Annotated in this window: 20 protein-coding genes; 4 read left to right on the forward strand and 16 right to left on the reverse strand. The window is 59.2% G+C overall.

The features are described from left to right. Positions 1 to 382: 382 nt before the first annotated feature. The 3 genes from IDH41_RS30070 to IDH41_RS30080 form a co-directional block, all read right to left on the reverse strand. Entirely contained in the window at positions 383 to 904 is a 522-nt protein-coding gene (locus IDH41_RS30070; protein WP_190867858.1) for a CBO0543 family protein, read from the reverse strand. Positions 905 to 988: 84 nt separating this feature from the next. After that, positions 989 to 2,053, reverse strand: coding sequence for a Gfo/Idh/MocA family protein (locus IDH41_RS30075; protein WP_190867860.1), 1,065 nt, complete (start codon positions 2,051 to 2,053; stop codon positions 989 to 991). Continuing rightward, a complete protein-coding gene (locus tag IDH41_RS30080; protein WP_190867862.1) occupies positions 2,050 to 3,147 on the reverse strand; it encodes an FG-GAP repeat domain-containing protein in 1,098 nt (365 codons plus the stop codon). The genes IDH41_RS30075 and IDH41_RS30080 overlap by 4 nt, the downstream gene beginning before the upstream one ends. Before the next feature lie 416 nt (positions 3,148 to 3,563). Here IDH41_RS30080 and IDH41_RS30085 point away from each other — a divergent pair, with 416 nt between their 5' ends. Together IDH41_RS30085 and IDH41_RS30090 are read left to right on the forward strand one after the other, a co-directional pair. After that, positions 3,564 to 5,624, forward strand: a complete 2,061-nt coding sequence (locus IDH41_RS30085) for a GxGYxYP domain-containing protein (protein ID WP_190867864.1) — start codon at positions 3,564 to 3,566, stop codon at positions 5,622 to 5,624. Between the two features lie 571 nt (positions 5,625 to 6,195). Then, the gene (locus IDH41_RS30090; protein ID WP_317890846.1) at positions 6,196 to 6,987 is read left to right on the forward strand and encodes a M20/M25/M40 family metallo-hydrolase; all 792 of its coding nucleotides are present in this window, start codon (positions 6,196 to 6,198) and stop codon (positions 6,985 to 6,987) included. Positions 6,988 to 7,190: 203 nt separating this feature from the next. Here IDH41_RS30090 and sigJ read toward each other — a convergent pair whose 3' ends face one another. From sigJ to IDH41_RS30105, 3 genes are all read right to left on the reverse strand, one after another. Beyond that, positions 7,191 to 8,081 carry an RNA polymerase sigma factor SigJ gene (gene sigJ / locus IDH41_RS30095; RefSeq protein WP_190867868.1) on the reverse strand — a complete coding sequence of 297 codons (891 nt, stop codon included), beginning with the start codon at positions 8,079 to 8,081 and terminating at the stop codon, positions 7,191 to 7,193. Positions 8,082 to 8,115: 34 nt separating this feature from the next. Beyond that, on the reverse strand, positions 8,116 to 9,297 hold the full coding sequence (locus tag IDH41_RS30100; protein ID WP_190867870.1) for an NAD(P)/FAD-dependent oxidoreductase: 1,182 nt from the start codon (positions 9,295 to 9,297) through the stop codon (positions 8,116 to 8,118). Between the two features lie 479 nt (positions 9,298 to 9,776). Then, positions 9,777 to 11,033 carry a mechanosensitive ion channel family protein gene (locus IDH41_RS30105; protein ID WP_190867872.1) on the reverse strand — a complete coding sequence of 419 codons (1,257 nt, stop codon included), beginning with the start codon at positions 11,031 to 11,033 and terminating at the stop codon, positions 9,777 to 9,779. A 259-nt stretch (positions 11,034 to 11,292) separates the two neighbouring features. Here IDH41_RS30105 and IDH41_RS30110 point away from each other — a divergent pair, with 259 nt between their 5' ends. After that, positions 11,293 to 12,201: a phosphotransferase gene (locus tag IDH41_RS30110; RefSeq protein ID WP_190867874.1), complete on the forward strand. Its 909-nt coding sequence runs from the start codon at positions 11,293 to 11,295 to the stop codon at positions 12,199 to 12,201. 11 nt (positions 12,202 to 12,212) lie between these two features. Here IDH41_RS30110 and IDH41_RS30115 read toward each other — a convergent pair whose 3' ends face one another. Further along, positions 12,213 to 13,163 (reverse strand): aminoglycoside phosphotransferase family protein, encoded by a 951-nt coding sequence (locus tag IDH41_RS30115; protein WP_190867876.1) that lies wholly within the window; start codon positions 13,161 to 13,163, stop codon positions 12,213 to 12,215. A 493-nt stretch (positions 13,164 to 13,656) separates the two neighbouring features. On the opposite strand from IDH41_RS30115, the gene IDH41_RS30120 reads away from it, so the two are divergent. After that, entirely contained in the window at positions 13,657 to 14,163 is a 507-nt protein-coding gene (locus IDH41_RS30120; protein ID WP_190867878.1) for a YfiT family bacillithiol transferase, read from the forward strand. 435 nt (positions 14,164 to 14,598) lie between these two features. On the opposite strand, the gene IDH41_RS30125 is transcribed toward IDH41_RS30120, so the two are convergent. From IDH41_RS30125 to IDH41_RS30165, 9 genes are all read right to left on the reverse strand, one after another. Then, a complete protein-coding gene (locus tag IDH41_RS30125) occupies positions 14,599 to 15,435 on the reverse strand; it encodes a phosphoenolpyruvate hydrolase family protein (RefSeq protein ID WP_190867880.1) in 837 nt (278 codons plus the stop codon). A gap of 2 nt (positions 15,436 to 15,437) precedes the next feature. After that, complete coding sequence (locus IDH41_RS30130) at positions 15,438 to 16,673, reverse strand: Tm-1-like ATP-binding domain-containing protein (RefSeq protein WP_190867882.1); 1,236 nt, start codon at positions 16,671 to 16,673, stop codon at positions 15,438 to 15,440. 16 nt (positions 16,674 to 16,689) lie between these two features. After that, entirely contained in the window at positions 16,690 to 17,580 is an 891-nt protein-coding gene (locus IDH41_RS30135) for a carbohydrate ABC transporter permease (protein ID WP_190867884.1), read from the reverse strand. A gap of 14 nt (positions 17,581 to 17,594) precedes the next feature. Continuing rightward, positions 17,595 to 18,488, reverse strand: a complete 894-nt coding sequence (locus IDH41_RS30140) for an ABC transporter permease (protein ID WP_190867886.1) — start codon at positions 18,486 to 18,488, stop codon at positions 17,595 to 17,597. Positions 18,489 to 18,583: 95 nt separating this feature from the next. Further along, positions 18,584 to 20,227 (reverse strand): extracellular solute-binding protein, encoded by a 1,644-nt coding sequence (locus IDH41_RS30145; RefSeq protein ID WP_190867888.1) that lies wholly within the window; start codon positions 20,225 to 20,227, stop codon positions 18,584 to 18,586. A 25-nt stretch (positions 20,228 to 20,252) separates the two neighbouring features. Next, positions 20,253 to 21,263, reverse strand: coding sequence for a Gfo/Idh/MocA family protein (locus IDH41_RS30150; protein WP_190867890.1), 1,011 nt, complete (start codon positions 21,261 to 21,263; stop codon positions 20,253 to 20,255). Positions 21,264 to 21,284: 21 nt separating this feature from the next. Beyond that, positions 21,285 to 21,614, reverse strand: a complete 330-nt coding sequence (locus IDH41_RS30155) for a cupin domain-containing protein (protein ID WP_190867892.1) — start codon at positions 21,612 to 21,614, stop codon at positions 21,285 to 21,287. Between the two features lie 16 nt (positions 21,615 to 21,630). After that, on the reverse strand, positions 21,631 to 22,398 hold the full coding sequence (locus tag IDH41_RS30160) for a phosphoenolpyruvate hydrolase family protein (protein WP_317890847.1): 768 nt from the start codon (positions 22,396 to 22,398) through the stop codon (positions 21,631 to 21,633). Positions 22,399 to 22,569: 171 nt separating this feature from the next. Next, complete coding sequence (locus IDH41_RS30165; RefSeq protein WP_190867894.1) at positions 22,570 to 23,781, reverse strand: phosphoenolpyruvate hydrolase family protein; 1,212 nt, start codon at positions 23,779 to 23,781, stop codon at positions 22,570 to 22,572. Positions 23,782 to 24,141: the final 360 nt, after the last annotated feature.

Here is a 24,141-nt window from a genome sequence, read left to right on the forward strand (position 1 = left end):
TGCTAGCTACGAGGCGGCTTGGCCCCTACCCCGACCGGACTTTCACCGGCTAGTTGTACCCAGCTTTGCTAGGCGCGCACGGACACAAGCGTCCTTATTTCGCCTCTTCAGAGCATAAAACGAAGGATTTGAGGCCAATAGCGTCTCTCATGTCCGTTAAAAATGAAAAGGCGTCCGTTTTATCGAAATAAGAGCAATACGGTCCGTTAGAGGACGGCAGCCGCACGATCCGGCGGAGCCGGCAAATCCGGGGCGGACGGATCGGGACGAGCAAGCCAAGTGCAAACGGCTCACGCCGTCCTTAGGCGGCATAAGCTCGATTCGCGATTTGCATAAAAAAAGGATGCCGCATCTTATGCGGACATCCTGTTTCTTCGTATAGCTAGCCGCCCCGCTTCTCGATCGGCACGTCGACGGGAACGTCGAACAGCATGACCCAGAACACGCAGAGAACGGCCGAAATCGCGTACGCAAGCAGCGGCCGCTTGTAATGGAGGCGCAGCATGGGGAACATGGTGATATCGAAAATAGCCGACCACATGAGGCTCCAGCCGTGCTGGTACAATATTCTTCCCGTATCCCGGAAGAACCACTCGACGATCACATAGATGCCGATCCACTGCAAATAATGAAGCCTTTTCTTCTTCCTGCCATCGGGGTAGTTCGTCAAGAACAGCAAAGCCGTTGCCGGGAATGTAACGAACGTATAGACCATCTCCGTCATGCTATGGTTTGGCATAAAGTCCGGATTCAGCTTCCACAGAAAATGATTGGCTGACAAAAAATTGTACAGCAGGTTGCCGAGCGCGAAATACATCATCGTATGGTGGTACTGCTTCCAATTGCGCCAGTCTCCCCAGCGCCATGCGCATATTAAAGTAATGACGCCAAGCGCGAAATGCATGCCGCTCTCTCCCGGTCTCGTCGTGGTGTTGTTATTGTTGCCCGCGCATACCGGAGTTAAACCTTTCCTGCTCTTCCAATTGGATCAAAAGTTTTCCGATTGCCGCGGATACATTGCGCGGATATAAGCCTCCGCGAGCCGGTGATCCTCCAGCGCCTCCCTCGCTTCGCACGGCGCCGGACGCTCGCCCCGGACGGCCGCGAGGAAGTTCTGCGCCTGCTTCCGCATCGCATGGACGTTCGGCAGTACGGGCACGACGTATTCCGGGCTGCCGCCGGCCGCGTCCTTCATGACGGTTACCCGGCCGGCCTGCTGCCGCGCGAGCGGCGGCGGGAGCTCCGCCTTGACGAAGCCCTGTTCGAAGGCGACGAATACGGATTCGTGCCATTCGACCGTCGTCCGGTAAGCGCCCATCTCGAGCACGGCGCAGACGCCGCTGTCGCTCGTGCCGGTCAGCAGGATGCCGGAAGGATCGGCGTAAGCGAGCCGGTACGGCTCGCCGAGCATGTGGCGGATCAGGTTCACCTGATGAATGTAATAGTTGACGAACTCGTCGTATTTGCGGTTCGTCTCCGCGTCAAACGCCTCCCCGAACGGCTCGAGCTCGTCGCTTGGCCGCGGCTCGCCCGATTCGAGCGGCGCGTCCGCGCCCGCGACCCAGTCGCCCGGCGGCATGCTGACCCTCACGTACGTCATCCGGCCGAGTTCGCCGCTCTCCTTCCACCGGTCCACGACGGCCTTCGCGTATTCGATCGCCGGATCGGACCGTTTGTGATAGCCGACCATATGGAGCGTGCCGCGCTCCTCGCCGAGCCGCACGAGCCGCTCCCCCGCCTCGACCGTGAGCGACAGCGGCTTCTCCGTGAACACCGGTATGCCCGACTGCAAAATATCCGGCACGATGATGCTGTGCCGCCGGTACGGCTGCGCGGCGACGATCGCGTCCACCCGCGCCTTCGCGATCAGCTCGCGATGGTCCGCATAAATTTCCGCGATGCCGTACCTGCCCGCGACGAGCTTCGCCTGCTCGGCCCTGGGCTCGGCGATCGCGACCACCTCGCACTCCTTCGCAAGCTGCGCGTAATTGGACAGATGCGCCATCTGCCCCATGCCGCCCGTTCCGACGAACCCGATCCGCAGCTTGCTCATGCCGGTTCCTCCCCGAATTCGCCCATATTCTCGAATAAGTACAAGCCGTCCTTGCCCGGCGCGACGATGTCGGGATAGCCGTTGCCGGTCAAATCATGCGTCCAGAAATAAATGCCGCAGCCGGACGCTTCGCCGGCCGGGCCGTAGTCGATCACATGCTTCTCGAAAGCGGCTTCATGTATTTTGTAATAATAAAGGCCGACCGGATCGTCCGCGCCGGGATCGCCGTCGTTATGCGCGCGGTACCGCTTCCCCGTGACGAGCTCGAGCTTGCCGTCGCCGTCCAGATCGACCAGCTGCATGTCGTGGAACTGCGAGCCGCTCCCGTCGATCTCGTGCCGGGTCCATGTCCGCCCGCCCGAGGCGTCGACGCCCTGCTCCAGCCAATACAGGCCGTAGTCATGCCCCATGCCGTAGATGAGATCGCAGCGCCCGTCCCCGTTCACGTCGATGCCGAGAATCGGTATGCTTGCCGCGCCGAGGTCGAATTCCGGGTGGAACGTCCACTCCCCGTAAGGATCCTCCGGCTGCTCCAGCCAGCCTCGGCTCAGCACGATGTCCATCCGTCCGTCGCCGTTCACGTCCGCGAAGCCCATGCCATGGCCGGCCGGCTCCTTGCCGATGACGACCTTGCGAAAGCCCGGCACGCCCTTGCCGCCCGCTTGGCGGTCCAGCTTGAAGAACGCCTGCGGGCTGTCGATCTCGTTCGCGAACGCCTCCGGAATGCCGCAGCCGTCGATATCATGGAAGCGCAGCGTCTCGGTTGCCCGCAAGGGACCTGCGGCTACGGTCTCCCACTCCCCGCCCGCCGGGCCGGGGTTGCGCCGCCACCTTAGCGAGTCGCCGAAGAAGGACGCAGTGACGATGTCCGTCCACCCGTCCCCGTCGACGTCGAGCGGATAGTCGGCGAAGTCGTCCAAATATTCGCCGATCGCCTCCACCTCGCCTATGTCATGCTTTTGCGTGAAGTCGGGCCCCTCGTACCAATAAGACCCGCTCACGATGTCGGGGATGCCGTCGTTGTTCACGTCGAATACCGAGCAGGCCTCGCACCTGGTGTCGTCCAGCTTTCTTTTGCGGAAACGCAGCGCCATAGTCCTTCAGCTCCTTTGCGTCGCGGACCGTCCCTTCCACCTCTATGCGGCGGCAGAGCAAATAATCCACCTTTATTTGTTATATATAATATAACCTTGCACCTCGTTTGACAACGGAAATTCGCCGGATCGCCATAGGCTCGAAGCCTCACGAAAAAAGAACTGTCCGACGCGAAACAGCTTCTATTTCTTAGCTTTTTCTGTTTGATTTTGATAACCTTTGTCGAAGCTATTGCAATCGTTATGGTTATATATATTTTATATATTTAGAGATGTTCTTCATAATCTCCCCCAAACTACGGGAAAGGAGGCCGGCGATTCGAGCATTCAGACAGCCATCACGGTTAGACCCGCCAATTAAGCAAGACCTGCTTCATACGCGATCCTAACTATTCCAATGAACGAGGTGTTCGATGATGTTTCGAAAACTGAGCACGGCGGCCGTAGCCGTGCTGTGCACGATGTCGCTCTCGATCGGAGTGGCCGCCGAGCCCGCGGCCAAGCCGCCCGCGAATAACGGAACGATTTCTTGGCCGGCGCAGCAGGAGCTGCCGACCTTCGCGAAAGTGAAAAAGCTCGAGGTGGCGGATGTTTACGACGCTCCCGGAGACATCAAAATATTGCTGGCGACGCTGCAAGGCATCGTGAACCGCAAGGAGCCGCGCGTCTATTTGATCGAAAGCAAGGAAGAAGGCAAGTTCAAGTGGCTGAACGACATCGACGTGCCGTACAAGGTGCGGGACAATTACTGGGATATCGTCAACACCTTCAAGAACGAGCTGAAGGGCGTCATCGTCTACGATCCGGCCGTGCCGGACTCGATCAACGTGGCGACGACGCTCGCCGGCTTGAAGAGCGCCGTCGTGGCCAGCCCCGAGCTGGCGGAGAAGCTGACGGCCGCCCCGTATAACCTGGCCGTGCTCGACGATCTGCGCGGCAAGTTCGAGGACCGCGTCGACGCTTACACGTGGCAGTACGAGAACCTGTGGAGCCAGACGACGCAACGGATGCTGATCGGCCTTAGCCCCGACACGTCCATCCGCCTGCCTGAGGGCAACTTCAATTCGTTCGCGACGATCGCCGAGGAGGCGACGCAGGAGCGCGACGGCAACAACCGGAAGGTGTACGACCTCGACCTGACCGATTATCTGGCCGGGGAGTCCGTCTATCTTCGCTTCACCGACGCCTTCACGCAGGACGGCTGGGGACCGGCGGTTCATGAGGTGACGGTGAAGGCCGACGGCGAGGTGATCGCCCAGTTCATCCCGGGCACGCCGGAAGAAGAGGAATTCCTCTACGACCGTCAGAGCTCGCAAGTATCCGAAGGCAACGGCGGACATCGTTTTGCCGACAACGGCCGTTACTTCGTCTATGAGTTCCAGGCGCCCGAAGGTACGCAGCAGCTGACCGCCTCGGTCGACATGTGGAACCAGTTCAAGGTGTCCGCCAGCAGCGTGCAGCCGGTTTCCTCCGAGAAGAAGGAGCCTTACGGCTACCTGCGCGATTATGCCGTAGCGAACAAGGCGGCGGTATTCTGGCTCGACTCGAACGTGCCGGAGCAGAAGGCGCTCTTCGAGAAAATCCTGAAGGACGCAGGTCCCGGCACGCCATATCTCGGCTGGTTCAGCAACGACGTCGAAGGCGAGTTCAGCGGCGTCGAGATTACGTCCAACTACGGCGTTTACGTCCTTGCCGCGGACTGGTTCAGCAACCTGACCGTATTCTCGGGCACGAAGGCGAATCCCGTGAAGCCGCAGAAGGTCGCCGCGCCGAAGCTGGCGAACAAAATTTACGTTTCGTACACGTTCAGCGAAGGCGACAACCTCCAGTACAATCAGCACAAAATGCGCAATCTGTGGGACGACCCGAACCGCGGCAAGGTGCCGATTAACTGGACGTCGAGTCCGCTGCTGTACGACGCGGCGCCGGCGATGCTGCATTACTTCCAGTCGACCGCCACGAAGAACGACCTGCTCATCGCCGGTCCGTCGGGCGCCGGCTACTTCTATCCGAACGCATGGCCGGAGAAGGCGCTGCGGGATTTCCTGAAGCAGTCCTACTCTTACCTGAAGAAAACCGACATGACGATTCCTTACGTACTGAACCGGATCGACGGGCAGAACGTTCCGCTTAGCCCGGCGACGGTCGCCTCCTATCTGGAAGAATACGAAGTGCCGGGCCTGTTCCTCAGCTGGGAAGACCGACACGGCGTCGAGATCGTGGACGGCAAGCTGCCGGTATCGACGATCCAGGGCATCAGCACCGTGCAGGACGGCAAGCGCATCCTCGACGAGGCGAAAGCGAACTGGGACGGCAAATCGCCGCTCTTCGTCTCCCTCGGCCTGCTTGCCTGGAACATGACGCCGACCGACGTCGTCGCGCTTACGGAGCAGCTCGGCGCCGAGTACGAGGTCGTTCGCGCCGACCATTACTTCTCGCTAATCCGGGAAGCCAATGGGCTGAAGCCCATGAAGTAAGGCGACGCCCGGCGATAGCCGGAGCGGCATAGTGAAACGAGCCTTCGCATCGCGCATGACGCGATTCGGGGCTCGTTTTCTTTTTAGCATGATGATGGCGGTGAGAACATGCGAAAGTGCAGGCATTTATCGACTAAAGCGTATGTTGGGCGCGAATGCCTGCAAACGTGCATCAATTGCTCGCCGGTTGCGAATCAGACGGTATTAGGCTGACGAAAAAGATGCGCTTTTGCACGTATTCCAACTTGCGGATGTACAGGATGAGAAAAAGATGCGCAATCGCAGGCGCTTATGCATAGCAGCTAGCCAGGCTCGCCGAAACCGAATGAAGGCGCTTATTCGTCGGCGACTTGCCCGGGCCCGCCGAGATCGAATGAAGGCACTTATTCGTCGGCGACTTCACCGGGCATGCTGAATCGAACCGTGCCTCTCGTTAATGGCGCTGTCACGGCGGCGGTCCCCCTCATATACAGGTAATAAGCCGGCTAATCATTCCGCAAGCCGCGGGCATCCGGCCGCGCGCCCGTCCCCTAGGGGAGGACGCATACTTGTTAAAGGGGTTGACCTTGCCGTGAACACGCTGCAGGCGTTCAAGCACTCGCTGCTTGGGCTGCTGAACATACCGGGGGTAAGCGGACGAGAGGAGCTCATTCGGCTGGCGTTATGGAACCGGCTGATACACATAGCCGACGAACTGTTCGTCGACCATGCCGGCAATCTGTGCGCGGCTGTTCCTTGCGGGGAAGGGCCGACCGTGCTGCTGTCGGCGCATATGGATCTATACGAGGAGCTTGCGGAGGGCCGGCAAATCGTGCAGGAGGGGCATCTCCTGCGGTCCACGGCCGGCATTCTTGGCGCCGACGACCGGGCAGGCATCGCCGTCATTCTCGAGGTCGCGCGCACGATACGCCGTACCCGCTTCGCCGGCACCCTTAAGCTCGCCTTCACCGTCCGGGAGGAGATCGGCCTCGTCGGCTCGCGGCAATTGGATCCGCGGTTTATGACGGATATCGATGCGGCCGTCGTCGCCGACCGCAGAGGCACCCGCGACATCGTCACTTCTTACGCGGGCCGGATCCCGTTCTGCCCCGCATCCTACGGGCAGCTGTTCGAGCGGGCCGGCGCCTTGGCCGGGATGCCGGATTGGAAGACGACGGCGGGCGGATCGAGCGACGCCGGCGTTTACGCCCAGCAATTCGGCATCCCTTCCGTCAACCTGTCCGTCGGCTACCGGAACGAACATACGGAGCTCGAGACGGTCGATTGCGCCGCCGCCTTCGAGACGGCCGTCCTCATCGGAACCGCGCTGCATCATCGGCTCATTACGGGCGGCGACAAAGCCGGCGCCTGGCTGCACGGCTAGCTCGCAGCGCGCCTTCCGAGCCCAGCAGTTTCTCGATGTTGCTCGGCACATCGCCCGTCGCATCTCCCGAGCCGCCTGAACGGGAGAAGCTTGTCTTGGTAAGCGGCGGTGCGGGGACTCCTTGTCGGATTTTCGTCACATTGAGGGCAGCGTAGGCCAGACCTTAACGCATGAAGGGGCAGCAGGGCGTCTCTCCCGCCGCTTCACGGCCTTTTGAGAAAATCTTGTTCTTCCCCCGATAATCGCTCAAGCTTATCCGGATTCCTTATGAAATAAAGGTTGCGGATTTTGCCCCCATCCACGTGAAGGAGCACCGCCGTGTCGATGCCCTCCTTCGAGCGGACGAGCAGTCCCGTCTGACCGTTAACGGGCCGCGTTTCGAACCGGACGCCTCCGATATAATCGGGCAGCTTCCGCATAAGGCCGAGAAGGAACTTCGCGACGCGATCGGGCGTCTCGATCGGATGGACGGCGGCGACCGCCTTGCCTCCTCCGTCCGAGAGCAGCACGACGTCCTCGGCCAGCATCGACACGACCGCCTCCGCGTCGCCCTGCCCGAGCGCGGCGAGCAGCCGGCGGACCCACGCCTCGTCCGCCGCTTCGGCGCGCGGCGACTCCTCGGGCGCCATGCCCAGCTTGCCCTTCGCCCGGCTAAGCAGCTTGCGGCAGTTCGCCTCGTTCTTGCCGGTCAGCTCGGCGATCGCGGGATAATCGAAGCCGAGCGCCTCGCGGAGCACGAACGCCGCGCGCTCCGCGGGGGACAGCCGCTCCAGCAGCACGAGCATCGCGTAGGACAGCCTTTCGCCGAGGAGCGCCGCTTCGAGCGGCTCGTTGCGCACCGTCGGCACGGGCTCGGGCAGCCACTCCCCGAAATACCGCTCGCGCCGCTTCCTCGCCGAGCTCAGCATGTCGAGACAGCGGTTCGTCACCATTTTGCACAAGTAGGCTTTGGGGTCGTTCAGATGCCCGGGATCGATGCCGTGAACCTTCACGAAGACGTCCTGCACCGCATCCTCCGCATCGGCGGCGGAGCCCGTCAGCTGATAGGCCAGCGTAAAAAGCAGCCTCCTGTATTGCTCGTATAGTTTCTGCATGCCATCACTCCCGTTCCTGCGGCGGTTCTCAGCATTATTTTAGCAGACTTGCGACGTCCCAGGTCAGTTTGCGGATTCGCCAGCCCAGCCTCCGGGCGATGATGAAATCGAGCCCCCACTGACGGGTCCATACGAGGCCCTGCTCCGGCCCGAGTCCGAAGCAGAACACATCGGCATACGGCTTGTGGGCCGGCGCCGATCGGCCCTCGATATCCGCCTCGATCACCTTCGCGAGCCTGACGGCTTGCGCGGACGCTTCCTTGCACGTCTTCCCGTCCGTCTTGCCGCTTGCGTCCCTTATATGCGCGCAATCGCCGATGCTGTACACCCCATGCGCGCCTTGCACCCGGTAGCTGGCATCGACGGCTACGTAGCCGTCCGGCGTAAGCGGAACGCCGATGCTGCGCAGCATCGGATTCGGCTGCAGGCCGAGCGACCAGATGCATAGACCGACGGGCATCGATTCGCCGCTTGACAAGGCGAGCACGCCTTCCTTCTCGCGAACCGCCCTGCAGCCGTGGATGACCGCAACGCCACGTTCGGCCAGCTCGGCCTCTAGCCGTTGCCCCACCTTGGCCGGGCCTTGCCCGAAGAGACGGTCGTGCGCGTTAAGCAGGCGGATCTTCACTTCGGCCGGGTCGAGCCCCAGTACGCTTGCTCCGACCCGAACGTAGTGCGCCAGCTCGGCCGCCGTCTCGATGCCGCTGATGCCGGCCCCCGCGACGGCGATCGTCAGCAAGCGCCGGCGCTCCCGCTCATCCTGCGTTCCGGCGGCTTGCTTCAGGTTCGCGAGCCAAGCTTCCCGGATTTCAATCGCGGCATCGACGCCCGTCAGCGCGATCCCGCCCGCTTCCGGCTCCGGCTGCCGCACGACGCTGCCGGCGGCGAGCACGAGCACGTCGTAGCCGATGCGCCGTTCGGCTCCGTTTTCATCCTGGCATAGCAAGCTTTTGTCCGCCGATTCGATTCGCGTCACGGCCCCCCGGACCAGCTCGACGCCTTCCGGGAACAGCTGCCGGAAAGGGATTTTAATCTCCTCCCGGGCCGCCGCCGGCTTGAACAGCAGCACCTTACGCAGATGGTAAGCCTGCTTGTCGATCAGTACGAGCTTCAGCAGCCCTCTGCGCAGCTCCTCGCGAAATCCTTTCTGCAAGCTCCGCACGGCATGAATGCCGGCATAGCCGCCGCCGACGACAACGAATGTTTTTGGTTTCATGACAACGCCCCCTCTTCTCGATTGCTCATACGACGAGATAAGGGGGCGTATTGTGACAGCTATCGGCCAAATAAAATCTACTGCCGAGTTCGCCTTCGGATGGAAGCGATCAAGAACAGGATAGCCGGGATGACGATATAGAAGTGAAACGACCCGAGAGACAGCCCTGTTTAGCTTCGACGACCATGAGACGACGGTGCTAATTTCAAAAAATGAAACTAAATTGCTCTAAGCTCCACTCACACCCAATTTAGTTTCAACTATTGAATTTAAAAGGTCCCATTTGCGCTGCACTTTCCGATATTAACCGACTTAGCTTCAAAATTTGAAACTAAACGCTCACGAACCACCTTTCTTTCGCATTTAGTTTCAGTTTTTGAAATTTAAAAAAGGCTGTCCAGACTCAGGAGCGAGTAGTTCCGCCGATTTTCATCAAGCGAGCACACCTGCTTTTGGGACAGCTCCTGCGGACGGCAGCCTTAAGCGTACTCCTTCTCCGACCGCTCCGTCTTAAGCGCGCTCTTCAAGTCATGTCCCGTCGGACTTTGGAACACTCTTAGCCCGAACTCCGGTGCGGCGGCGAAAATATGGTCAAAAATATCGGACTGCACTTCTTCATAGGCCGCCCAGTTCACGTCATTGGTGAACGCGTAAATTTCGAGCGGCAATCCGGTTTCCCCGGGCTGCAGCTGCCTGACCAGGCAGGTCATGCCTTGATGGATTTTCGGATGATGCTCGAGATAGCGCTGGATGTACACCCTGAACATCCCGATGTTCGTCAGCGCCCTGCCGTTCACCTTGCTCGATCGATCGATGTCGTTGTCGATGTTGTACAGCTCGATTTCTTTCTCTTTCAGGACGATATAGTCCTTCAAGTAATGAATTTTTTTGAACGCCTCGATCATTTCGGGGCTGCACAGGACGATGCTGCCCGTATCCACGCTAACGGAGCGCATGATCCGCCGCCCTCCGGCATTTTGCATGCCCCGCCAGTTTTTGAACGAATCCGAGATCAGCGCATACGTCGGAATGGTCGTGATCGTTTTATCGAAATTTTGGACCTTTACCGTGTTCAAGGAAATATCGACGATGTCGCCGTCCGCGCCGTACTTCGGCATCTCGATCCAATCGCCGACCCGCACCATGTCGTTGGAGGTCAATTGGACGCCCGCTACCAAACCGAGTATCGAATCTTTGAAAATCAACATAATAACGGCCGATAACGCCCCGATCCCGCTTAGCAAAATAAGGGGGCTTTCCCCGATCATATTGGAGATCAGCAAAATGCCGCCGATGATATAAATGAATATTTTCACAACCTGGATATAGCCCCGGATCGGCCTGGCCTTCGAAATCTCGAACGTCGAATAAAAATCGTTGACCGCATCCAGGAATGCATCTATGACGAGCAGCGCCACCACGATCATGTAGAGGGTGACGCCCATCACGATCAGATGCTGATAGGAAGGAAAAAGGTAGGAGCAATAATAGATAATGATGGCGGGAACGACATGCGAGAGCTTGTGGATGACCTTTCGCTCCAACAAATAATTGTCCCATTTGAACCGGTTGTTGTGAATGTAATGGGAAATGACGTTCAATACGACCTTCTTCGTTATAAAATTGGCCGCTATGCTGAGCGCGGAAATTCCGATAATCATGATTACATTAGTTAGATAAAAGGCTAAATCTTCTTGGACTCCAAAGTCGGTCAGCAGCTTGTTAATAAATTCCATGTACTCCTCCTTATGCGAATGGATGTTGTAGGCGTTAATTATAACATACACCCGATACCGGGCGAGCCGCGGCGGCAAATAGAAGAGGCCCTCCCTTGCGGGACGGCCTCGGCGGTTCGTAGCAGGCATAAAAAAGAGTCCCGAATTTTTTCAAGACCTTATTCAACATCATAGCAGGCGGGAAAACATAAGTCTATATCTTTTTCGCCATCTATGTAAAAATGGGTTCCTAAACCAAAGAAATGGGAGGAACGCAACGATGATACCCCGTTGTTTTTCAAATTACGTCTCGACGATCCCTTTGCTGGAAGAGGTCGCGGAATGGTCGCTCATACGGAAATGGGCGCTGTCGGAGGTTTACCGGGCGAAGCTTGCGACGGGCGAATCGCGCATCGTCAAATGGGGCCGGAACGAGATGGCGCGGGAAGCCGATGTTTACCGGGACTTGGTCCACCCGCTGCGTATGAACGCGCCGCGAATATATGCTTCCGCTCGGCTGCAGGACAGCGGAGTCATCGTCATGGAGGACGCGGGCACGGCGAACTTGGAGGAGCAGCCGCGGCCCGCTTATTTTCTGGAAGCGGCAAGGGAGCTGGCAAGACTCCGCATGCGCGCAGCGGGCAACTTGGAGAAGCTGCTTCCCGAACAGGCAATTGCGGCCTACTCGGTATCGAAGGACGATATCCTGTCGCTGCTGGACGATTTGCTGCAATCGCCGAAGCTCGCGGCATTCGGCGTCTTATCCGAGGTCAAAGCCATGCTCCCCCACCGCTTGGAGAAGCTGTATCGAAGCCTGCCCGCCACGATCGTTCATCACGATTATCACGCGAAGAACCTGCTCGTCCGGGACGGCGGCATCATGCCGATCGATTGGCCGACGGCTTATATAAGCCCTCATCTCGGGGACCTCTATTGTTTGATGAACGAAGCTCTCTCACGGTGCGGCTTATCTCGGGAAGAGCTGCTTGCCGCGTACGCCGGCGAGCACGATATTCCGTTGGACGACCTGAACGGGCAGGTGCGGATCGGCGGGTTATGCTGGCTGATCAAAACATTGCGCTCGCTCGTATACGGCGGCACCGACTGGATACCGGGCTCGGAAAGCTGGGTACCCGATCTGCTGAACGACGTAGAGCGCCTGTATCGGGAACTTGCGCAGGCAGGTTAAGCGTCAAGGTTTCAGCCCCATCCGGGCTGAAACCGGCCATACCACTTCGGCACCGTTAATTCGAAGCCGTCATGGTCCTCCATCACTTTGTCTATTTTCGCCATCATCACGTCCAGCTCTTCCGGCTTGACTTTGAGCACCCAGACGACCGAAGAGACAAGCGTCATCGCCAGATAAAGCGAGTACAACGGCCAGAACGCTTCGCCGGGTTCCTTGCGGTTATGGTAGCCTGCAATTTGACCGACAGAAAAAGGAACGCTTACCTCCGAACTAAAAATACCGACTTTGACGAATTCATGGAGGGGATCGCCCCAGTCCGACCGATTGAAATCGATAATCCCCGACAGATTCCCGTCCTTCACGATCAAATTGCCGACGTGGTAATCGTCATGCTGGAAAATATTCGATCTCCCGTTCATGAGGCGAAGATTGTTGTCGATATAGGATAACAGCTTGGCATCGTTCGGGATCGCCGCTCCGCAATTCGCGTACGCTATCCGGTACCGGCGATGCTTGGCGGCCATCCGATCCGCCCATGGCCCGATCGGCTCCGGACAACTGACCCGGTGAATCTTCTGTAATTCCAAGCCCGCTTGAATGCCAACCCGGAACTGGTCTTCCTCGGTAAGCAGCGGGAGCTCATCCGTCGCTTCGTTCCCTTCTATATAAGAGACGATCATGTACCCGAGCCCGAGTTCATGCAGGACGCCGATTTCAATCGGTCTGGAGCATTCCACGTCCTGCTCCTCCATCATGGCGAGCCGGTTAAATTCCAGCCGCTTGTCTCGGTCTTGCTCGATGCCGTACGTTCTAAGGATGTATTTAGGCGCTCCTTGACGGTCAAATACGATGTATTTCCCGTCGCTGGAGTAGCCCTTGCGGATTCGTTCAAGCTTGGCGTCTTCTCCCAGCAATGGAATCGAGTTTAGGTAACGTTCGCTTTGGTTTACGGATTCGCTCATGCATCGCCCTTCTTTCCGCGATTTTATCCAGCTATGCCGGCAAGGGGCTCAAACAAGCCGGCCAAGCGGCCGGCCGTGGACGGGGGCCCGTGCGAACGCCCCGCGCATCCCGCCGTCCCTGCTCGGCAGCGCATTGCTACACTGGATTTCATCCAGTATAGCATGCGTAAGAGACTCGAATGCTTTTGTATACTGGATTTGATCCCATTTTTTCGCCGATTATCCGACTCATTCCGGATTTACCGGCCGTTTGACTGGATGAAATCCAGTATAGACCGCGATCCGCCGCGGGAATAGCCAAAGTTACTGCGGGAATCCAGTATAGCAACCGAGAGCGGAGAAGAGCTGGGAGGCCGACAACAAGATCGGTCGAGCAAGCTTAAACCAGGTTCGCATAGAAGCAATCGAGAGTAACCTTCCGGACGGAAGAGGAAGTGCGGCAGCGTTTCTAGAATTTTTTGATTAGTTCATTCGACGATAGAGAGGTGCTTTTATGGATTCGATACGTTATCCGATCGGCAAGTTCGAACCCGCGCATAACCCGTCGCCGGAGCAGCGCGGCCGATTCATCGATGCTATTGCGGAATTTCCGCAAAGCCTCCGGCTCGCCGTGCAAAATCTGACGCCGGAGCAGCTGCAGACCCCTTATCGTCCGGGAGGCTGGACCGTGCGGCAGGTCGTCCACCATCTCGCCGACAACGATATGAACGCCTATATCCGCTTCAAGCGGGCGCTCACGGAGGATAACTCCGTTGCAGGCACCTACCGGGAAGATTTGTGGGCGGAGCTTGGCGACTACGACTTGCCGGTCGAAGGCTCCCTCGTCCTGCTGGGCGAGGTGCGCAGCCGGTTCGCCGCGTTGCTCCGCACGCTGAAGCCGGCCGATTTCGAACGGACGTTTACAAGTCCGACCCACGGCGCCATGACCCTGGACGCGGCCGTTCAACGCTACGATTGGCACGGCCGTCATCATCTCGCGCAAATTCGCTCGACACTTTGAGCCACCTGCCCGACTTCCGGCCGGATTTGCTTCCACTTCGTCGGGCGCGATGAAATCGAAAACGAGTAGGCCTATGCGTGAGGCGAATCATCCTACTCGCGGATTCAGACGCGCGGGTCAACGCATCTTAAGCGCGTCTCACGCCGAAGGATGCGAATGTGCAGGTTTTTGGCCGCTCCATGCGTGCTGCCAAGCAAATGCCTGCGAAAGCACATCTTTTTTCAGCTAATTAGCTCGATAGGGGCTTCATGTCCTCGAAATGCCTGCACATTCGCAGGCCTTTCATCAGGCCGCCTCTTCAACGGCGAAAAGCTGCACAATCGCAGGCTTTGCGCTTGGCTGGCCGCTCTGATGCGCAGAAAAAAGGGACTGTTCCATATGTCACCTGGCGATGACTTAAGGAACAGTCCCTTTCCGTTGCCGAGCAGCAGCCCGCTACGCAAGCGGCTTGCTCACCTGCTTGAAGTCGATGACCAGGTCGCGAATCGCCCGTTCGGTCGCCAGACGCTCGATGCTCGATGCGCCGAAGAAGCCGTCGAGGCCGGACACTCGCGACAGGATGTATGCCAGATCGGCCGGCTCGGAGATCGGACCGCCGTGGCAGATGACGAGCGCTTCCGGGTTGACCGCCCGCGCGGCGTCGCGGATCGCTTCGATCTTGGCGACGCAGGCGTCGAGCGGCTGCGCGTTCTTGGCGCCGATCGAGCCCTTCGCCGTCAGGCCCATATGGGCGACGAGCATATCCGCCCCCGCCTTCGCCATCTTGGTCGCTTCCTCTTCGTTGTACACGTACGGGGCGGTGAACAAGTCCATTTCTCTCGCGAGCCCGATCATCTCGACCTCCAGATCGTAGCTGAAGCCCGTATCCTCCATGTCCTGCCGGGCCGCGCCTTCGAAGTAAGCGACCGTCGGGTAGTTCTGCACGCCCGAGAAGCCCTGCTCCTTGATCTGCTTCAGGAAGCGCGGCATGTCGCGGAACGGGTCCGTCCCGCATACCCCGGCCAGCACCGGCGTCTCCTTGACGACCGGCAGCACCTCCGCGCCCATCTCGACGACGATCTGGTTGGCGTCGCCGTAAGGCAGCATGCCGGCCACCGATCCGCGGCCCGCCATGCGGAAGCGGCCGGAATTGTAAATAATGATCAGGTCGATGCCCCCCGCCTCCGCGCTTTTGGCCGAAATGCCGGCTCCCGCCCCCGCGCCGATAATCGGCAGACCCGCCGCAACCCGATTTTTCAAACGTTCCAGTACTTGTTCTCTCGTAAACTGCATCCCTATTCCTCCCGGTTATCCTTTGTTTCGGTTTCGATCATGTTCGCGAGCTTCTCCGCCATGGCAAGCGCGAAGCGTTCCTCGTTAATATGACAGTCCAGCTCGACGAGCCGGATCTTCGGGTCCAATCCGCGCCGAAGCGCCTCGAACAGCGCCTCGTCCTCCTCGGGCCCGTGGAACGGCTTCCCGGGCGCGTCCAGCTCCGATACGCCCCGCAGCGGCAGGAATACGGCTGTCTGCCCGCGGCCCCGGTTCAATTTGTCCGCGATCATCCCGCCGACGGCGCCGTTCTCCGAGGCAGAGGTGCGCATCAGCGTCACGTTCGGGTTGTGCTTGTAGAGCCGCCTCGAGCGGAATGGCTCCGGCACCGTGTCGAGCGCGCCGAAGTTGGCCATATCGGCTGCCCCGACCGAGACGACCTGGGGAATGCCCCGCTTCCCGGCCGCTTCCAGCCGGTGCGGACCGGCGCTGAGCAGCCCGCCCGCCGCGTCGTCCGCGAGCTCGGTCGTCGTCATGTCCAGCACGCCGACCGCAAGGCCGGATTCGATCAAGCTCTCCATCGCCTGCCCGCCGATGCCGGTCGCATGGAAGCACAGCACCTCATAGCCTCTCCGTTCCAGTTCCTCCCGGCATACGTTCGCGCACGGCGTCGTGACGCCGAACATCGACATGGCGACGATCGGCTTCTCCGCCTCGCCCGCTTGCAAACCGCCCTTCACCATGCCGGCAAGGGCGTGCGCCGCGTTGCCGAGTGTTCTGCGGGAGAGGCTGTTCAGCCCGGCGATGTCGACGATCGTATTGACCATATGAATGTCCGACATGCCGACGTAGGGACGCACGTTGCCGGAGGCGATCGTCGACACCATAACCTTCGGCACGCCGACCGGCAGCGCCCGCATGACGGCGGTGCCGATCGTCGTCCCCGCGCTTCCCCCGAGGCCGATGACGCCGCCGACTTCCCCGCGCGCATGCAGCTCCGTGACCTTCTTGACGGCGCCGTTCATCATCGTCTCGACGGCGAAGCCCCGGTCGCCCCTCGCGATCAGCTCCGCCAGCGGTACGCCGGCCAGCCCGGCCAGCTCCCCGGCGGTAACGTCGGGCTCGAAATGCGGCTCGCCCAGCACGGCGGTGTTCAGCGTAATCGTCCGCACGCCAGCCGCTTCGATTAATTCCTTGATATATTTGCCTTCGGCCCCCTTCGTATCCAGGGCGCAAATGATTACCGCTTTGGCTGTCATGGCCGTGCCACGCTCCCTATCCTTTGATCGAGCCGATCATGACCCCTTTTTCGAAATACTTCTGAATGAACGGGTATACGACCAGAATCGGCAGCGTCGACACGATGATGACGCCGTACTTGATTTGATCCGCGTACCGCTGCGCGTAGCCGCCCAGATCGCCGCCAAGGCCGATGCCGTTCGCGAATACCTGGTTCGACAGCAGGATGTCCCGCAAAACGACTTGCAGCGGCTGCAGATGGTTGCTTCGAATATAGATCAGCGCGGTGAAGAAATCGTTCCAATGCGCGACCAGGTAATAGAGCCCGATGACGGACAGCATCGCTCTCGACAGCGGCAGCGCCACGGAGGCGAAGTAGCGCAGATGCGAGCAGCCGTCGATGGCCGCAGCCTCGTACAATTCCTTCGGCAGCGAATTTTCGAAAAACGTGCGGGCGATGATCAGATTGTACACGTTGACGGAGAACGGAAGAATGAACACCCACATCGAGTCCGTCAGATGCAAATCCCGCATCAGCAGGAAAGTCGGTATGAGCCCTCCGTTGAAAAACATCGTAAGCACGAAGGCGAGCATAATGACGCGCCGCGCCTTGAATTCCTGCCGGGCCAGCGCGTAGGCGGCCGGAATCGTGAACAGCAAATTGACGAAGGTGCCGAGCGCCGTGTACAAAATCGTATTGCCGTAGCCCTGCCAAATCCGCTCGTCCTTAAAAATCTCCTTGTAGCCGAACAGGCTGACTCCCTTCGGGAAGAGCAGCACCTTGCCGGTCGAGACAAGCGTCGAGTCGCTGACCGATGCGATTACGATAAAGTACAACGGATAGGCGATGACCAAGAAAATAAGCGAGCAGATGACGAATAAGCCGATTTTGAAAACGAGTTCGTTGCTTTTGCCTGCAAGCCCCACGGCTCTCCCTCCTTCTACCACAGACTGATGCTCGAGGTCCTCCTGGAGATCAGGTTCATCGCGTACAGGAAAATAAAGTTGATGACGGTATTGAACAGGCCGATCGCCGCGGAATAGCTGAACTGATTCGAGACGATGCCGATTTTGTACACGTAGGTCGAAATGACCTCCGATACGGGCAGGTTCAGCGTATTTTGCATGAGGAATACTTTCTCGAAGCCCGTCCCCAGCACGTGGCCCATGCTCAGAATGAACAGAATGATGATCGTCGGCACGAGCGCCGGAAATTCGATATGCCGGATCGTCTGCCACCGGCTCGCCCCGTCGATCTTGGCCGCGTCGTACAGCTGCGGGTCGATCGTCGACAAGGCGGCCAAATAAATGATGCTGTTCCAGCCGCAATGCTGCCAGATGTCGGAGAGGACGTAGACGGGAACGAACGCGTTCGTCGAGGCGAGCAGATTGATATCGCCCATCCCCGCCCACTTCATGAGCTGCCCGATGACGCCCGTGCTCGGCGACAGCAGCACGTTCAGCATCCCGACCAGGACGACCGTCGAGATGAAATGCGGCAAATAAACCGTCGTCTGCAGCGTTCGCTTGATCCGCTTGCCCATGAGCTGGTTCAGGATGAGCGCCAGCACGATCGGAACCGGGAAGCTTAATACGATCGTCGCCAGGCTGATCGCGACCGTGTTCTGCATCAGGTCGGCGAACGAGAAGCTGTTAATAAACTGCTCGAAATAATGCAGGCCGCGCCACTCGCCCCCGGTAATGCCCTTGCTGAAGTCGTAGTCGCGGAAAGCGAGCTGGATGCCGTACATCGGCACGTAATTGAAGACGAAGACGACGAGAATCGCGGGGAAAACCATGATCCACAGCTGATAATCCCGTTTGAACGAGCCCATAAGGATTTCTCCCCTTTGCGCGGAGAATGCCGCATCGCGCCGGAAGCGCTTAGGCGGCCGGGCGGTAAGTTCCGGCATTCTCCCGCATGAGATAATTAGTTATTTTTGCTCTGATAGTCGTCGTAGTACTTTTGCATGATTTCAAGATTTTGCGGCAGGCCGGTCTTCTCGCAGCTTGCCAGGTAGGCGTCCCACTCGGCTTCGATGCCGCCTTTGGTTACCCACTGCGCGAACTTGGCCATGGCGACGCTCATCAGGTTTTTGTTGTTCAAGGACAGCGCACTCAGATCGTCCTTCGAATATTTGATGAACGGCCCCGGATAATAATCCGTCTTCTCATCTACCTTGTCCAGCACTTCCCGCAGCGGCTCCTCCTCCGCGAGCACCTCCGCCATGTCGACCGGCAGATCGAGCTCGAGCGAATCGGCCAAATACATCGGCCCGGTATCGCCCCACGTCGACGTCCACTTCCACGTCCCCGGATCCATCTTCGGATCCTGCGGCGGCAGGACGCTGTAGCTGCCGTCGCCGTTGTCCTTAATATTCGGGCCGAGCGAGCCGAACAGCACCTGCATGCCGACGACCGGATTGTACAGCTCGTTGATGAAGCGCATGGCCGCCGCCTTGTCCTTCGTCTTCGCCGACATCGCGATCATGTTGCCCGCGTAGTTCATATGGTTGTAATCGTAGCTCCAGGACAGCTCGACATCCGAGCTCGCGGATACTTTGAGCGGCGGCAGCGACGCGTACTGCGCGGGAAGCTCGTTGCCGAACCGGTCCGACGCGCCCCAGCCGAACGTGAAGCCGACCTTGGCCGTCGTCCCGTCGCCGCGCGAGTTGGATTGAAACTTCGCGTAGTCCTGCGTGAACACTTCGGGATTAATGAGCCCGGCCGCATAGCATTTGTGCAGGAACGCGACCATCTGCTTATACCGCTCGTCGGTCACGAAGTTTTTCACGGTGCCGTCCTCGACAAAATAGCCCTGGAAGCTGGCGTCCGACAGCGTTATGCCCGTGCTGCCGAGCAGCACCGTCGGCTGGAAGAAGCCGAAGCCGCCCGTGCCGACCGGCGCGAAATCCATCGGGATCTCGTCGTTCGGATCGCCGTTGCCGTTCGCGTCCTTCGACTTGAACGCTTCGAGCACCGCATACAATTCGTCCCAGGTCGTCGGCGCATCAAGGCCTAGCTCGTCGAGCCATTGCTTATTGATGTACTGCCTCGTGCCGGAGCCTGGCCAGAACCGCTGATATTTCGGCAGCCCGTAGATTTGCCCGTCCGGCTGCGTCGATATCGTCTTCGTCACCGGCATCTCCTCGAACATCTTCTCCACGTTCGGCGCGTACTGCGGAATCAATTCCGTCATATCCTGGAACAAGCCGGTAAACTGCGCATAGTCGGCGTCCCCGACGGCGCCTTGGCCGACGATCAGATCCGGGATGTCGCCGCTCGCGAGCAGGGCGCCCTTCTTCTGGCCCCAGTCCGACGATATTTCCTGCCATTTGATTTCCACGCCGGCCGATTCCTCGACCTTCTGCAGCCATTCCATTTCCTTCAGCGGCTTGGTTAGACCGTTCTTCACGATAAGGGCCGTCAGCTGCGCCTTCCCGCCGCCGCCTCCGCTACCGTTCTCCGCCGGGGCATTCGCTTCGTTCCCGCCGCTGCCGTTGTCGCTGCTGCATCCCGCCATAGCCGTTAAGGCGAGGCATGCAGTCAGGATAAGAGTTGAAAATTTTTTCATCCCTATAATCCTCCTTATGAATCGGCTATTGATCTTGCGAAAGCCGGACGACGGCGCCTTCCCTCGAAGACTCGCTCGTCGCGAGCAGCGCGGCAAGCGTTCTCTTGTTGTCGCGTCCCGACGCGGCCGGCTCCCGGTTCTCCCGGATGGACCGCGCGAATTCCGCGAGCGTCCCGTGTATGCCTTCATGCTCCGGCACGATCAAGGGCAGCTTCGTTTTCTCGTGGCGAGCGTCGACCGTATAGACGCCGTAGCCCTCCCCCAGATCGTTCAGCCAGACGACGCCTTCTTCGCATTGAATGCGCCAGAGGCCTTCCCACGGCATTCGCGCTCCCTTGGCGATCAGGCTGCTGCCGTAAGCGACGGGAACACCCGCTTCCGTCTCGTACAGCGCATTCACGTTCGGGTCGCCTTTGTACCCGCTGCCGGGATGGTTCCACGTACGGCCCCGCACCGCGGTAATGTCGGTATCCAGCAGGAAACGGATCATGTCGACGTGATGGACGCTCATCTCCAGCAAAATATAATTGTCCATCTCCCGCTGGTAAGGCTTGCCGTCGTGGTCGCAGTAAAATTCGGCGTTCGCGAACAGCGGCTTGCCGAGCGGCTGCTCCCGCAATACTTGCTTTAACGTTACAACAGTGGAGAAAAAACGATAGTTCTGGTTGACCATAATCGTTCTCTCCTTCTCCGCCGCCAGCCGCACCAGCTCCTCGGCCTCCTCCATGCTCGTCACGAACGGCTTCTCGACCAGCACGTGCAGGCCGTTCTCGAGCGCCGCCCGGCAAATCTCGTAATGGACCGGCGAAGCCGCCTCGATCAGCACCGCGTCCGCTCCCGCTTCCCGGAACGCCTGCCGGTAATTGGTGTAGAGCAGCGATTTCGACAAGCCGTGTTCCTCGGCGAACGTCTCCAGGGACCGCGAGTCGATATCGACCAGTCCCGCGTAGATGAAATCGGGAGACGGGAGAACAAAGTGGCGCGCGACGCCCCTGCCGTGTCCGCCCAGCCCTACCTGAATCAGCTTTAAGCTCATGAACTTGACCTCCTGCGCGAATTATTCGGATTGTTTGTTGCGGTACAAATAGCCGATTTTGCCGCCTGGCGGCAGCACGCCGTACATGTAGATCGCCGTCATTTCCTCGGTCACGACGAGCGAATGCTCGTCGCCCTTCTTCGTCAGCACCATGTCGCCGGGCCCGATCTCGTACGTATCGCCTTCCGTTGTGCAAATCCCCCTGCCGCTCACGATAATCCAATATTCGTTGCTGTCGTGGTAATGCAGCGGCACCTCCTGCCCGACCTTCAAATGATTGATGCCGTAATGATGAATCTCGCTCCAGCTTGGAAATGAATTCTCCTGTTCCTTCACGCGAATGACCGGCATGCCGATTCAGCCTCCCTTATCGTTTCGATTCCTTGGCAAAAAATCCGCTCAAGTCTTCCGCCCGTTCCATTAATCCGCGAGCCCCGTCATGCCCGTGCACGGGATCGCCGTGACAAAGGACGAGGATGCCGGGATTGACGCTTCTCCCGGCCTCGGCGATCTCCCGTATCCGCGATGCGCAATCACCAAGCGTCATCCGCTCCTGCGAGCCGATCGGGCCGCGGGTCGCATAGCCCAAGTGCGCGACCAGGCAATCCGCGCCGGCGGCCGCCATGCTTCTGGCATCGTCCGGCCCGAATACGAACGGGCAGGTGAACAGCTCCAGCTTGTGCGCCCTTCGGATCATCTCGACCTCGAGGCCGTACCCGAGTCCCGCCTCCTCCAGATTCGAACGGAATACGCCGTCGATCAAGCCGACCGTCGGAACATTTTGCACGCCCGAGAAGCCTTGCCCCTTCAGCTGCTTCAAGTAGATATCCATGACCCGGAACGGATCGGTGCCGCATACGCCCGCGAGCACGGGCGTTTCCTTCACGGCCGGCAGCACCTCCCCGCCGAGCTCGGCGACGATCCGGTTCGCGTCGCCGTACGGCAGAAGCCCGGCCAGCATATCGCCGACTTCCGTCTCATACTTGGCCGAATGGTAGACGGCGATCAGATCGGCGCCGCCCGCCTCAGCGCTTCCCGCCGCGGCCCCCGAGCCCGCCGGGGTTCCATTGATCATGCCTCCCTGCGCGACCCGCCGCCTCAGCCTCTCCATTACATCCTTGCGTCCATATGCCACTTCGATCCCCCCGGATAAATGACCCCCCAACTTGTTTGGTTGAGGTAATTATACGGCAAGCCTCTGCCGAAAAAGATGACGATTCGTTCGGTGTTCATGATCGTTTGTGCGGTATTGTAATCGTATACATTTTGCTGCGGAACCTGATGCGGCGTTCCTGACGCACCTTGGCTATGCCTCGGACGCGGCGAGGCCGCGAAGCTCGCGCGCATACGCCTTGGGCGGGACGCCCGTCACCTTCTTGAACGTTCGGCTGAAGGGCGCGTAATCCTTGAAGCCGACCAGGCTTGATATTTCGAGCAGCGAAAGCTCTTCCCGCTTCATGATTTCGATCGCCTTGCCGATCCGGTACTTCGCCAAGTATTCGGGAAAATTGCACCCGACGTCCTTCTTGAACAGCGTGCTGAGATAGGACCGGGACACATGCGCCACCATGGCCAGCTCGTGAAACGAAATTTCGTTCATGAAATTTTCCGCGACGTATTCTTTAATGAATTCCACGTAGTCGTAATGCTTCTGCACGCCGTCGAGCATCTTCTGCAGCAGCTTGTCCTTGCTCGAGACGCCGGTCGCCTTGAACGCAATGATCCGGTCGGTTATGAACTGCTCGGACGGGATGCGCTCCAGCGACGACCCGCCCACGTAACCGACGGCCGGCGTGTTGTCGTACATATAGTGCAAATCGATCGGCGTGCTGATCGGGCCTCCGGTCAGCATCTTGATCGCGGACGGATTGACCCGGTCGCTATGTTCGAAAATCCGGTTCGCCAGCCGCACGCCCGCTTCCAGCGACAGCACCTTCTTCGCCCCGAGCTCGCCGCCCTTGGTGAGGCCGAGATTGGCGCAGATGACGTCCGCGCCCGCAGCCGCCATCCGTTCCGCCTGGAGCTCGTCGAAGACGAAGGCGATCGTGAACAGGTTTTTGCGATGAGCCGCCCGGATCGCTTCGACTTCCTTCCCGTAGCCGAGCCCCCTCTCCTCGAGCGCCTCGCGGAACTTGCCGTCGACGACGCCGATCGACGGATAATTGGCAATGCCGGAGAAGCCGCTGTCGCGGATCCGGTCCGTATAACGGTCCAGCTCGATCGTCGGATCGCTGGCGCATAGGCCGAAGATGACCGGTACGGCGGCGTCCCGAAGCGATATGATTTCCTGCGTGCCGAATTGCATGACCAGCTCGTTGCCGTTCGTGAACGGCAGAAGGCCCGCGAGCGAGCTGCGGCCCATCTGCCTGAACCTTCCGGAAGTTAGCGCGAGCAGCAGATCGGCTCCCCCTTGAATCGCATACTTCGCGACCGCCCCGTTCCCGGCGGCCACGCCGATGATGCGCCCCGATTTGTGCAGCTGCGCCCTCAGCCTTTTGGCGATTTGTTCGCGCTCCAACCTGCCCGCCTCCTTGCTTCGTAATCTTGTACCGTTAAAGTAACAGGTTCACCGGAAAGGCGCAATGTCCTTCTCGGCTGCGCTATGAAACAATGAAACCGAATTGTTAAGCAATTGTAACGCGATTTTAATACGGCGATAAGCGGGATTTCAGCTTGCTTTAAGGTAAGGGGCCTATACTGAAATCCAACGACTCCCTTTCCTAATATAGAGCAAGACTTGGACCCGCCTCGTTGCGGGTCATTTTTTTTGCGGAAGGACGAGTCGCCTGATGCCTAGTAGAGTAAAGGGCTGGGGTGACCAGCCCCTCCTCATCAAACCGTACGTGCGGTTTTCCCGCATACGGCTTTCCGATGCTCT

It is taken from the genome of Paenibacillus arenilitoris (genome assembly GCF_014705655.1).
GTDB lineage: Bacteria > Bacillota > Bacilli > Paenibacillales > Paenibacillaceae > Pristimantibacillus > Pristimantibacillus arenilitoris.